Annotated in this window: 8 protein-coding genes; all 8 read right to left on the bottom strand. The window is 36.2% G+C overall.

Translation table 11 applies throughout. From position 1 onward, the window contains the following. Window positions 1–191: 191 nt before the first annotated feature. The 8 genes from IPM71_16145 to IPM71_16180 all read right to left on the bottom strand — a co-directional run bounded on the left by IPM71_16145 (window position 192) and on the right by IPM71_16180 (window position 13938). On the bottom strand, window positions 192–1265 hold the full coding sequence (locus IPM71_16145) for a hypothetical protein (GenBank protein QQS51071.1): 1074 nt from the start codon (window positions 1263–1265) through the stop codon (window positions 192–194). A 165-nt stretch (window positions 1266–1430) separates the two neighbouring features. Continuing rightward, window positions 1431–2060 (bottom strand): DUF4852 domain-containing protein, encoded by a 630-nt coding sequence (locus IPM71_16150; protein ID QQS51072.1) that lies wholly within the window; start codon window positions 2058–2060, stop codon window positions 1431–1433. Between the two features lie 135 nt (window positions 2061–2195). Then, the gene (locus tag IPM71_16155) at window positions 2196–3410 is read right to left on the bottom strand and encodes an IS701 family transposase (GenBank protein ID QQS52875.1); all 1215 of its coding nucleotides are present in this window, start codon (window positions 3408–3410) and stop codon (window positions 2196–2198) included. 247 nt (window positions 3411–3657) lie between these two features. After that, window positions 3658–4017, bottom strand: a complete 360-nt coding sequence (locus tag IPM71_16160) for a hypothetical protein (protein QQS51073.1) — start codon at window positions 4015–4017, stop codon at window positions 3658–3660. 3434 nt (window positions 4018–7451) lie between these two features. Then, entirely contained in the window at window positions 7452–8651 is a 1200-nt protein-coding gene (locus tag IPM71_16165) for a DNA cytosine methyltransferase (protein ID QQS52876.1), read from the bottom strand. Window positions 8652–8653: 2 nt separating this feature from the next. After that, a complete protein-coding gene (locus IPM71_16170) occupies window positions 8654–9838 on the bottom strand; it encodes an HNH endonuclease (protein QQS51074.1) in 1185 nt (394 codons plus the stop codon). A gap of 1 nt (window position 9839) precedes the next feature. Beyond that, window positions 9840–10142: a helix-turn-helix transcriptional regulator gene (locus IPM71_16175; GenBank protein ID QQS51075.1), complete on the bottom strand. Its 303-nt coding sequence runs from the start codon at window positions 10140–10142 to the stop codon at window positions 9840–9842. Between the two features lie 640 nt (window positions 10143–10782). Then, on the bottom strand, window positions 10783–13938 hold the full coding sequence (locus IPM71_16180) for an N-6 DNA methylase (protein ID QQS51076.1): 3156 nt from the start codon (window positions 13936–13938) through the stop codon (window positions 10783–10785). Window positions 13939–14158 lie beyond the last annotated feature (220 nt).

The following is a 14158-nucleotide window of genomic DNA, read 5'->3' on the forward strand; positions in this document are numbered from 1 at the left end:
AGGCTGGCAACCAAAGAGAAAGGTCAGTATTGCTAATATGGAAATTGTCTGTTTCATTTTAATAGTGCCCAACGGGCCGCCAATATGAGCAGGCTGGGATTAAAACCAACAAGCTATCAAACTAACGATACTGTGGATTAAATATACAAACTTTTCTATTTCAGCAACCCCCAGCTTGCTTATATTGGCTGTTAGCCACTGGGCATAGTAAGACTTATATCAATATCATTTAATATTTTAATTATTCTCTCAATATTGTCAAAGTCGGGATATTCTTGAATAAGTTGTTCTCCGAATTTCTTTGAAAGTTCCAGATACCTCTTCTTTTCTATCGGTTCACACTCATAACTAAAGTATAGTAAACAAAACTTCTCAAGTATCCTTGGTTTTAATTGTGTATCAGGGTATCTGGATAATATTTCAGAATACTTCTCAATATAGTATAGATTAGCGGAATTACTACCTCCTTCATGTGAACCACTCTCATTGTAGTCTAATTTTTTAAATAAAACATCATCTGCATACTTGCTATTGGGATAAAGACTTAAGAGGCTATCATAATATGAGAATGGATAGGTCATGTCAATCATAACCTCACCTTCTTTGCCAACTTTTTTAAACAACTCAAAATAATTATTACCTAACTGCCAATAAATATAATCAACTTGAGAATCACCATTTTTCAAGTCTTGATTTTTTTTATAAATCCTTTTAACCAATTCAATGTCCTCGATGTACTTATTTGTTCTATAATCACTATAGTAACTATTAATGATGGAATCATATCTTAGAACTGTAAAAATTTCACCCTCATAATTTGCAAATCTTATTAAACTAAAATAATAAAAGGCTCGTTTCTCCTCTGTTTTAATCGAATCATTTACAAACTTCTCTATGTCCAATAACTCTCTATATGATGCGTTTAAATAACTTAGCTTTAAAGTATATTCATCCAAATATCTCTTGATAAAAATATTTTTAGTATTTCCAAATTGATCATAAATCTTACAATATATTTTGAAATAACTAATAAAGTCGCTTGATTTTTTCAATCCAATAGAATCAGCATATCTCTTGAATTCATTCAATTCCTTTATCGATGGAATTTCATCATTATTCTGATTAATAGATTCATCTTTTTTATCCTGCTTTGAAGCATTTTCAGTAAGACTTGAGTTTATATCTTGCACCTTATTCTTAGTCTCATTATCACAAGAGCAGCTAAACCCAATTAGAATAAAATAAATAATTGCTATCTTTTTCATTGTGAGGTATTTTGATTGCCTTGTGGCTAACGCCCCCATGGTATGGTGTCGTGCGGGATTACGAAGCGATTTCTTATCAGATTACACCGACCTTTTTTACTAACTACAAACGCTCGAATACCTCTGAAACCCGCATGCAATATACCATGTGTTAGGTTGCGTAATTTATTTTTCCATTCTATTCAACCACCAATGATAATAATTTATATATCTCTCATTATCAACAGCAAAAAAGTCTATGTATACAATCTCTGCTAAAAGATACTTTTCTCCGCTAAAATAACTCTCAGTTACAATTTTTCCGTCCGATATTCCAGTTATTCTAAAGCCTATTTTCATAAAAATATCCCTATCAACATTCCCGTTTTCATCCTTTTTGAATTTTACAAAGGCATTTGCCTTATCCATAGGTAGTGGTATACTTTTAAATTCAGATGTATTTATAAAACTAATACGCAAGTCAGTTAATTTAACACGATCTCTATTTATATCATCAGGTGTTAATCCTTCCCATAAGTCGCTATAAACTTGTGTTCCATTATGAATCCATTTTATAGGAAAAGACTCTGAATCAAAATCGTAGTTTTCCACTTCATCTTCGAAAAGTATAGTGAATATTTCATTTTTGTTTTGTTTCGCTATCAAACTATTTAGCTCTGCTTGAGTATTTTTAATTCCTTTATGAAATTCAAATTCATCTTCTCGTATTGAATTGAATTTTTCCCTCTCAAATAGGTATAAATACTCCTTTGCTAAATCTTTAGTAATCTCAGACTCTCTTGATATATATTGCAAAAATGCTATACTATCAGAAATATAAAACTTATTTCCCCAAATTGATTCGTAAAATTTTTTATTGAGATTTGCAATTTCATCTGCCTCGATAGCATTATCAATATCGACGAAATAATTAATTCTACTTTAACAGATTTACAATTTTGAATATGAGTAATTTATATCACGCTGTCGTTTTAAATGCCGGTCATAAATTCTATCAATCATTTGTTCTTCGGTCATCTGTTTATAAAGTTTAAAAGTGATAAATTCTTTAATATCACGAGCCGATAGTAAAGGTAAATCATCAAAGCAATGCAATTTTTCTTTTAAAATAAATGACGAGACCAAAAAGTTTAATGCAACCTGGTGTTGCCATGCAAGCCATTTTCGTGTCTGAAACTGGTCTAGCCCGAGTATCTGTTTTGATTCTTTTATGCAATGTTCTACAAAGTACCGTTGTGCTTGCATATAGGCTATAGCTTTCTTAGTGTATTGTTCAAGATTAGCATTGGTAAAAGAATATTTTATTTCGTCCTTGCCTTCTTTGGTTTTCGTTTTACGGATAACCAGTAACCTTTGCTCTACTTGCATTTTACTGTTATTGATTATCCAAAGCTTTATAAAATGATAGTCAGCTACAAGAACTCCTTTGGCTGTATTACGAACACTAATACGCTGCCAATTTTCGTCATTTAAAGTCTGTAAATATTTTGATACACTTAATTCGTCTGTAGTTGCTTTTAATTTCTTGGGTTCACGACCCTTATTGCTTTTTCGCTCGGGAATAGCCAAGTCAGGACGTTCCAAATATATTTTTTGGTCTTTATGGATATCCAGCATGTACAGATAACCAAGCAAATCTATGCTGCTGGCAAAATCCACATCGTTACCATAATAACCATCGCCTCCAATAAAATCGAAGATGATGCCATTGGTTACTTGCTGGCGAATAATTTCTAATGCCAGTTCGAGCTTAGTTTTAAATGTTCGGTGCTTTACAGGAACGCCTGCTTTTTCGCATCTTGTCTTGTCGTCACACCAAGCCTTGGGAAGGTATAGTCGGGCATCAACCATTGATGCAAAATCCCCATTACTTAAACAAGCAAATACCGCAACCTGACTATTTGATAGTTTCCCTACATTCCCACAATATTGATGTCCAACGCCTACGCTATGGTCGCCTTTTTTTACCCAACCACTTTCATCAATAATCAATCCTGTAAGTTTTCTTTTGGGTAAAACCTGGCTTACTTCCTGGGCTACTTGATTTATCAAAACTCGATGATCCCAGTTAGACTCAGTTATAAAGTGCTGCATTTGATGGTAGTTAGCTCCCAAATCTTCGCTTATTCTTTCAATATTGCGCATCTGACTTTGTATTATTCCTAATGAATATTGCTGTGCTTTGTCAAAGAACTTCTTTGTTGAATTACAAAATACATGCTGATAATCATTAAGGTGAACACTAACTCGCTCTATTACAGAGGTCAGTGTTTTTCCATATCGATTATTATTTTTACGTTGTATTAAACATTTTTCGGAACGATAAGCCTGTTTTTCTGTGCATTGAAGATACTGAATTTCCTTGAAATATCAATGTTTACAAGGGTTTTGTTTAATCTGTTAAAGTAGAATTAAATAGTGTATTGATTTCTAATGCAGCTATATGTTTACCATCAGGCTGTATTAGAAAGTATCTAATAGGATAACTTTTAAATCGTCTATCGTAGATTGTTTTTTCACCTGTCGAACTTGTGTAAATATATAATACATCTGCTTTTGATGTTAAACCCTTGTTGGTGTATAATGATAAAAATTCATTATTAAAGTTTTTTGGCTCAGTGATATAAATATTATCACCAACTTTATAAACATGTCCGTTTTTAGCAGTATAAGGGTCATAAGATTTTAGGTATTTTTGACTAAACCCAGCTATTGAAAATGAAATCAATAATAATGTCATTAGTTTTCTCATAGTTTATTATTTAATTGATAATTATTGTAGTATCTGAGGTTTTTATGCAACCTAACGCCCAGCAGTATGCGCAGTGCGGGAATTTTGGAAAGCCCTACTGTCAGCACTACTGAATGTTGATTGCTTGTACATAGCCCAAATATAGCAAAACAACCCGTATTGCGTATACTGCTTGTTGCGTGCAGTGGGTTTTTGTTTTAAAATTTTGTCCTTTTGTCCAAATAGATAATGAAGGTCAAATATCCACGGTTAGTTAATGTCTTTTACAATTTTAAATCCCGATGGCAGCTTAATTTTTAGAAATCTCACGTTTTCGATAGCCTTTAAAAATCAGCGCATAAAAATCTACTTGCAGCCAGAAGTCAATTTGTGTCTGACTTATCTACTTGCACTGGAAGTCACAATACGAGTAGGAGCGAGGCTCGTCAGAATTGGCTCTCCCAATAACTCTTAAATCATTAAATCATAGAGTTTTCATACGTTAAAAACATATCCAGTAGCAAATCATAACAAACTTCTCAAATCCTATCGAGCGTTGAGTCCAAATGGTATCAGCATCATTGATTTCTTGCAGGTCAAATCAAAATAAAAGTGCAGCGATAGGAATCCTGATGCAGAACGCTAACTACGGAGTAGAAACTTATGCCGGGCTACCAAGTCAGATTTGAATCGGTTCACACAATCCCGAAGGATACCTATCGGTGTACTTTACTTTCATCCGATTTCCAGGTGTCACGGTTTTGATGCCATTGCACGCAACGGTACGCCAATATGAGCAGGCTGGGATTAAAACCATCAACCCAAAAAACCAGCGATACCGCGGATTAAATATACAAACTTTTCTATTTCTGCAACACCCAGCTTGCTTATATTGGCTGTTATAGCCTGGTGGCGGCGTGTTAAAAGCGCAAAGCTATATGGGCGCACAAGGTTTGGAACATCATTTTGCCCCCGGAACCGGATTTAATTGCTATCTCATCTATCTGCCGGGCATTTAATAGCTGCAGGACTTGTCAGGGTGCAAAGCAAAGTGGCGGAAAAGTTGTTTCAAAAACCATTAGCCAAACCATTGGCTCAGAGGCTGAGTAAATGGTTATTATTCAGCAGACAAAAGGCTTTATTGCCAAAAGAGCCAAAGCTTACTCATGGTTTTGGAATTGGTTTTGAACTTTACCCAAGTTTTGTGACACTTTGCAAGCCGTTAAAATAGCATTCCAATTAAATGAAGCGGTGGGACTGGGGCATGCAAAATGTGTTATCAAACCGGAGCTAACTTAGAAGCACAATCCAAAAAAAGACCTTAAAATGGCAGGTGACACTTGGCTGTAACGGTACGCCAATATGAGCAGGCTGGGATTAAAACCATCAACGCAACAAAGCAGCGATACCGCGGATTAAATATACAAACTTTTCTATTTCTGCAACCCCCAGCTTGCTTATATTGGCTGTTATAGCCTGGTGGCGGCGTGTTAAAAGCGCAAAGCTATATGGGCGCACAAGGTTTGGAACATCATTTTGCCCCCGGAACCGGATTTAATTGCTATCTCATCTATCTGCCGGGCATTTAATAGCTGCAGGACTTGTCAGGGTGCAAAGCAAAGTGGCGGAAAAGTTGTTTCAAAACCATTAGCCAAACCATTGGCTCAGAGGCTGAGTAAATGGTTATTATTCAGCAGACAAAAGGCTTTATTGCCAAAAGAGCCAAAGCTTACTCATGGTTTTGGAACTGGTTTTTGAACTTTACCCAAGTTTTGTGACACTTTGCAAGCCTTAAAATAGCACACCAATTAAATGAAGGGGTGGGACTGGGGCATGCAAAATGTGTTATCAAACCGGAGCTAACTTAGATGCACTATCAGTAAAATGACCTTAAAATTGGCAGGTGACACTTGGCTGTAACGGTACGCCAATATGAGCAGGCTGGGCTTAAAACCGCCAACCCAAAAAACCAGCGATACCGCGGATTAAATATACAAACTTTTCTATTTCTGCAACCCCCAGCTTGCTTATATTGGCTGTTATAGCCTGGTGGCGGCGTGTTAAAAGCGCAAAGCTATATGGGCGCACAAGGTTTGGAACATCATTTTGCCCCCGGAACCGGATTTAATTGCTATCTCATCTATCTGCCGGGCATTTAATAGCTGCAGGACTTGTCAGGGTGCAAAGCAAAGTGGCGGAAAAGTTGTTTCAAAAACCATTAGCCAAACCATTGGCTCAGAGGCTGAGTAAATGGTTATTATTCAGCAGACAAAAGGCTTTATTGCCAAAAGAGCCAAAGCTTACTCATGGTTTTGGAATTGGTTTTTGAACTTTACCCAAGTTTTGTGACACTTTGCAATCCGTTACAATAGCGCTCCAATTAAATGAAGGGGTGGGACTGGGGCATGCAAAATGTGTTATCAAACCGGAGCTAACTTAGATGCACTATCAGTAAAATGACCTTAAAATTGGCAGGTGACACTTGGCTGTAACGCCCAGCAGTATGCGCAGTGCGGGAATTTTGGAAAGCCCTACTGTCAGCACTACTGAATGTTGATTGCTTGTACATAGCCCAAATATAGCAAAACAACCCGTATTGCGTATACTGCTTGTTGCGTGCAGTGGGTTTTTGTTTTAAAATTTTGTCCTTTTGTCCAAATAGATAATGAAGGTCAAATATCCACGGTTAGTTAATGTCTTTTACAATTTTAAATCCCGATGGCAGCTTAATTTTTAGAAATCTCACGTTTTCGATAGCCTTTAAAAATCAGCGCATAAAAATCTACTTGCAGCCAGAAGTCAATTTGTGTCTGACTTATCTACTTGCACTGGAAGTCACAATACGAGTAGGAGCGAGGCTCGTCAGAATTGGCTCTCCCAATAACTCTTAAATCATTAAATCATAGAGTTTTCATACGTTAAAAACATATCCAGTAGCAAATCATAACAAACTTCTCAAATCCTATCGAGCGTTGAGTCCAAATGGTATCAGCATCATTGATTTCTTGCAGGTCAAATCAAAATAAAAGTGCAGCGATAGGAATCCTGATGCAGAACGCTAACTACGGAGTAGAAACTTATGCCGGGCTACCAAGTCAGATTTGAATCGGTTCACACAATCCCGAAGGATACCTATCGGTGTACTTTACTTTCATCCGATTTCCAGGTGTCACGGTTTTGATGCCATTGCACGCAACGGCTGACGCTATGGCAAGTGCGGGAATAGATTGTTGCTCAACTGTCTGCCAGCACAAATGTAGATAAAGATTCCAAATGTTTCAACGAACACGCAAACCCGCATTTGCTATAGCGTTTGTTATGCGTTCGCCCTTGTTTTTCTGCCTTGTATCTATAAATTGTCTTGTCTGGGTGCGTTGGCTTGGTAGCTCTTTTGCATTTTTTAATGTGGCTTTGTGCGTTGGCAAAAAATGCAAATGTGCTACCAAAAGCGTCGGCTATTTGTAATACTGGTTATAAATCTGAAATGCTAATTTGTAAGCTAATAATGGAGGGACGGCATTCCCAACTTGGGTAAATTGTCTTGCTGACGGGCCGACAAAAATATAATCGTCTGGAAAAGTTTGAAGGCGAGCACATTCCCTAACTGATAAAGTTCTAGGAGAATAAGGATGTAAGTGAGAACGCCCTCCACCTTTTGTTCCACCTGCAATTACTGTCTTGCTAGGTAAAAACGGGTTTAATCTGTCAACTCTCCCTAAATGATCTCGCTGTCCATAATCAAGTTCCATGTAACGCAAAACTGAATGCGCTGTATGTTCTCTTGTGATGTGGTTTTCATTATCGCCGATTGGTTTGGAGAAAACATCGAAGCATGGTGTTTGAAAAAAACTTATTTCTGGAAACACAAATTTTTGTTTTGCTCTTGTCCCGACAACAATAAGTCTCAAACGCTTTTGTGGTACTCCATAGTCAGCAGCATTTACAACTTGTGGCTTAGAAATAGTATATCCGACTTTAGTTAGTTGTTCAAGTGATTTTGTCAATCCTTTGCCATTATCAATTTCATTTAGACCAGGAACATTTTCAATAATGAAAACTTTCGGCATAAATTCAGTTATAAACCAAATATAGTCATTTAGCAAATCTCCTTTTTCTTTGTCCTCAAATCCTCTTCGTTTGAAATTTTCATCTTCTTTACTAAAGCGTTGATTAGAAGCAATACTAAAAGGCTGACAAGGCGGTCCACCATGAAAAACGCCGTCAAATGGTGATTTGAGACCAAGAGACTCTTTTAAAACCGATGCAATAGATTCTCTATGTTTCATGTCACCAGAAAAATCTGGAGGACCAATTACGAGCTGATTTGGATAATTTAGCCGAAGAGTTTTGCAAAATAACTCATTGATTTCAATTGATGCTAAATTGTCAAAACCAGCATAATCAAATCCAATATCAAGACCTCCTGCTCCAGAAAAGAAGCTTACTGATGGGATTCCTTTTTTAGATTGTCTTAATTCTTCAATGCTTTTGTATTCATTAAAAGTAATATCAGTTTGTGAATAATCTCTGTAACGCAAATGGTCGTAAGTTAAGCCCAGTTTTTTCAATTCCTGGTTTAAACTCAAGTCTTTATCAATACACTTTGATAAAAGTGCTATTTGTTCTTTAATAGATATTTTTTCTTCAACGTTTATCTTCATAATATTATGCTTCCTTTTGCTAGTTGATAGATTTCTTTTGCTTCAGTACGATTTTTAAAGTCGTCAACTTTATATTTGTTTAGCCAGTTCTTGTAATAAGTGTGTACGCTTTTATGACAATTTGGGCAAAGCCCAACAACATCAGACAATGATGTGCCCGATCCTGTTATTAGAAGTGTTGATGAAAGTGGTAAAACGTGGTGGACTTCCAATAAATTATCTGTCCATGGATAGCGTTTCTTCGTGTCACACACACACATGTCGCAAATAGTTTCAGGGTATTCTTTAAAAAATAATTTTCTTAGCAGAGGACTTCTTTCAATTTTTATATGGGTAACTCTCGTCCGTTTTCCTTCAACAAAAATATCATCTGTTGGTATTTCTCTTGATTGAAGTTTGAAAGGATATACTATTTCTTTTGATAAAGAAGTCATCGACAGATATTCCTCTTCCCTTATCTCTTTTGGTTCTTTAAATATTGGATTAATTAAATGTTGGAAACCATTGTAGTCTTCAAAATCTTTTGCAGAAATATCAAGAAATAAAGAACCATGATACCATTTAAGTATGCTCAATTGACTAATAAAAATCAACATCTCTCTTACTTGCCTTTTCTCGTCTCCTTCAGGTTCGTAGTTTGTCTTTTTAAGTGTAGTATAATGTTCAAGCGGTTCAAGACCAGTACAATTATTGCCGATAATAAAAACAAAAACCTCTTCTAATGAGATGCTCAGCTGTTTGCCTAATTGGAAATTTGAAATAAGATATTTTAGAACAGCACAGAAAGGATAAACAAGATTGGTTGATTTATGATAGTCTGTAAATGCTACAAAAGGAAATCGAAAACGAGGAATAAATAAAGAAAGGAATTCATCAACATCAATTTTTTTAGTCTCGTTCTCAGTAACTCTTTTACAAAAATCAGTTATGTATAGGCGGTCATTTATAGTTGTTGCAAGGAATGAACATTCAAAAACTCTTTTATAATTACGCCAAACTCTATAAGTGTTAGGAGCAAAAGGAAGTCCAGTATAGCGTTCTAGTTCTGCCCTTAGTGGATCAACACCTTTTTGATTAATGACAATTCCTTCTAGATCTTTTAGGCAATGAGCAATTGCTTTCAGATTTTCAAACTGAAAGTAGTTTAACCTTCCCTGATCCCAATGCCATTTTGTTATCATACTATTTATTATTTGCTTGAATAAATTTAACTTTTTTCTCTGCTACTTTCAATGCTTGTGAAGCACAATCTTCTCCTGCAATTTCGTAAGCTATTTTTTCACTTAGAAATTGTATCATTAAATTTTCTTTGTCGATTTCTAGAATTTCTGAAAGCTTGTAGATGTTATCTTTAGTTGGCTTTCTGTTGCCTTTTTCAATTTTACTTAAAATTGCTTGGTCAATGTCCAAATAAGCAGCAACTTGTCGAAGAAGCAATCCTTTTGTTTCTCGTTTTGTTTTTAATATCTGTCCCAATGTTTCCATTTGAATAGGTTTGTTTGACAATATTTGTCAAAGATAATATGTCAAAATATAATAAACGTAAGTAGGTTTGAAAAGTTATTAACAAAATTATGGTGTGTTACCTGTCGGGGAATGTAAAGCTTTGGGTGCGTCGGGGCAAAATTAAATGTGCTGCAAAATGCGTCAGCATGTGCGCTGGCTTTGCAGCTCTTTTAATTTTGCAGAAGGGTCGGCAGTCTGTCTGTCTTTCCGCTTTCTGCCAAATTGTTGCTGGTCAGTCCGTTTTTTTAGGGTGACGCATAACGGCCGACGCTATGGCAAGTGCGGGAATAAATTGTTGCTCAACTGTCTGCCAGCACAAATGTATGTAAAGATTCCAAATGTTTCAACGAACACGCAAACCCGCATTTGCTATAGCGTTTGTTAGCAACTGGCCTTATTTGTCTTTGGTTGAATTGTCTTTCATATTTGCTGCACTGTTTGGCTGTCTGTGCGTCTGGGTAGGCAAGCTCTTTGGCTGGTTTTGGTTTGTGCGTTGGCATGTGCGACCAGCCAATGTGCTTGACTACGAAGCGTTGGCAATTATATCAATTATTCTTTACTTTCATGTTTGTCTAACGTAGTCAAAAACAAATTTTCAAATTACTTTCTCTTCACCATTTTACTCAATTTCAATTTTATCAATTACTTTCATTATTCTGTCAGTTTCGGTTAACGCAACAATAATTTTCTGGTAGTGTAAAATATCATCAAACTCTAACTTTCTTTCTTTCCGGTCTTTAAGCCATTTTTGCGCTGGTTGATAACCACCAATGTAAAAATCCCAGGCTAGTTGTGGTACATTGTCGAAATACTGTGTATCGTTTATGTAAACTTTACCGTCTTGATATCTTGTTTTACCAACTTCATTATTTCCGTCAACTGGATATTGAGTTATGTATTTCTCAACGGTTGGCGATTCCAATAAATGAATTTGCCGTATTTCTCCGCCCAGTTTTACCAACTTCCAAAACGTGTCTGTATCTTTTGGATAAGGCACTCTCGGAAAATCAATTTTTAAAAATTCTTTGTATTTCTCACGGTATGTTGGTGAATGCAAAACCGCGTAGATGTAATCTAAAATGTCAATTGGCGCAAAAGTGTTTTCGGTTGTTCCATTCTCATTGCTAAAGGACAAGTACAATTTCTCAGCTATTTGCTTTACAATTTCTGCGTTTAGGTTTGGCGTTCTTTCGGTAGTTTGGCCAATGCTTTGTTGTCCGTTAGTTTCGGGATATAGATATAAGGGGAAAACTGTTCCACCACCTCTACGGTAAATGTTTTGATCTGTCAAATATTTACAAATGAAAACAACATTCCATGCATCACCACCAACAGCCTGACCTTGTCTGCAAATAATTAAACCTGCGTTTTCCTTAATGAAATGGCTTAAAACTTTTGTGTTTGGTCTTGCAACGAAATATGGATTATAAAAAACTTTTCTATTGTCAAAAGGACGATATTGAAAATTCCTTATTTGTTCTTTAATATCTGATTTTGAAACATTGTTTCTTGTTTGGTTCGCATCCCACTTATCGTTGTCTTTAATAACTAACTTGAACCTTTTGCAAACTTCATCTACTGACTTTGTTTCATCTAAAAAGAAAGTTATTTTATCTTCTAAATTCTGTCTGTCAAAATCAACTGACAAATCATCTCTTTTAGTAAGAAGTCCTAACGAATTAAGTGGGAATAATTCGGGAATTGAAAATCCTTTGCTGTATGCTTTTTCTTCAACAAAATCTTTTGATGTAAAGAAGAAATTTGGTTGAGTATTTTCAAGTTTTTTGTATGGCACACTTTTCAAATTATTCTCTAATAGAAAATCATATTTCAATTCACGTTTCCCGAATAAATCATAATGAAAAACTTGTCCTAATTCATTTGTTTTTTTCTTTCCTGTCTTTATAAAGAAATTGATTGAAACGCCTTGTTCAATATCAAATACATTTATGTCGGCACTTCCGTCTGGTGCTGTTTCTTTTTTCTTGGCGTTACCGTGTAAGTCAATTGTATAAATTTTGTCATAGGTTTTCAATAAGTGCCAACGCATTCCACGAAAAGTAGGATTGTCTAAATAACCGTGAGGATTAATAAAAGCCAAAATACCACTTCCGTTTTTTTCTATAAAATGCTGTCCGTAACGTAAAAACTTAACGTAATCGTCATTTATAAATTTTGAGTTTTGTTCCTTCAGCTTTTCTTTCCCGCCTGGTTCTTTTTTGTAATCTTCCATCAGACTCATAATCCATACGCCTTTGTTGGCGCTTTCTCCGCTGTATGGTGGATTTCCAATGACACACATTACTGGCGTATCTCTTTTGATGTGATTGGCTTCGTTGGCTTCTGTGCTTAACCAATTTGCAAAGAGAGTTCCCGTGTCTTGGTGATGTTCTTCTAAACTGTTGGTAAGATAAACTCTGAACCTTTGGTTAGTTATAGGTTTGTAACCTGTTTCAGTTAAAAGCAAATCTAATTTTAAATGTGCCATTGCATAACTAGCCATCAGTAACTCAAATCCATTTAGGCGGGGCAAAAGCTGGGTTTCTACATAATTGCTCCAAATGCCCTGCTGCCCTACAAAATTTTTGTGAATGAGTTTTACAACTTCGGCTAAAAATGTTCCTGTTCCAGTGGCTGGGTCAAGTATTTGTACTTTGTGTACTTCTTGTTCTATCTTTTTTCCTTGATAATCAACTTTAATTTTGATTTTGCTGTTGTCGGCAAGTCCTTTTGGCAAATCAAATTCGGCTTTTAAAATATCATCAACCGCACGAACTATAAAATTTACAACCGGTGCAGGTGTGTACCATACGCCACGGGCTTTACGGAGTTTCGGGTCGTACTCACGTAAAAAAGTTTCGTAAAAATGGATAATCGGATCTTCCATTTTAGTACTCTTGCCGTAATTTTTTAGAATTTCTTCAACGTCGCAAGCTAAAAATATTTCGGTCAAGCTGTCAACTATCCATTTTATTCGATCATCAATGTCAGGGCCTGCAATGTAGCCAAACAACTTGCGTAAAAACGGATTTGATTTTGGAATTAGTTCAGCAGCTTCCTGTCGGCTAAATGTCGGTAAAGTCGGGTCATGCAGCCGAGCAGCAAACATTCCGTAAGCAATGGTTTGCGCATAAACATCAGCAAATCCTTTAGGCGTGATGTCGTGAATCAGAATTTGCTTAAAAGCGTTCATTTGGTCTTTCAGCGTGCTATCTTCCTGCTTTTCTTCATCGCTTGTCAACGCCTTTTCAATAACATCAGAAAGAAGGCGGGCTTTGCCCGCCATCATTTCTGCTAGTTTTTTTGAACTTTTTATGGTTTGTCCAACATGTGAACAAAAGTCTTTAATCAGATTTTCAAAATTGATGAAATTCTCTGTCAATGGTTTTATGCCTTTGTCAGTAATTTCGCCAATGGCAATTTTGGTTACGAATTGTCCGTCACGATAAAGCAGAAAATTTAAGTAGTCAGTAAAAATAAGATTGCTGAGGGAAACTTTGTACCGATCGAATTGTTCTTTATTTCCTGTTTTCTTTGCGCCTTCAAGGTCTTTATCGCCTATGTCTTTGGCTTCAATAAATCCAATAGGAATATCTTTCTTAGTCAGAATATAGTCAGGTGCTCCGCAAGATTGCCTTTTTGGTTCGTTGGTTGCCCTGATTGTCGGAACCAAACTTTCTAGAAGAGTTTGCAAATCGCCACGGAAAGTATGTTCAGTCGCATTACCAAGTTTATATCGTTGGTTAATATTGTCAATGTATTGGGCTAAATTCATTTTTTAAACGTTTCAAATATCTACAAATGTATCAATTTCCGCTGGTGCGTCGGCAAGGAAACAGCTCTTTTGCAAACAAAGATTGTGTGTCGGCATGTGCGGTTTGCAAATGTGCTGTTTTGTGCGTTGGCTGTTTCCCCTTTTCTGTCTTTTGTAGCAAAATTTTCGAGGTTTTCGGTTTTTTTAGGCTAGTTGCTAACGGTGGTGGTATGAGAAGCTG

It is taken from the genome of Bacteroidota bacterium, assembly GCA_016699695.1.
Taxonomy (GTDB): Bacteria; Bacteroidota; Bacteroidia; order Bacteroidales; family UBA10428; genus UBA10428.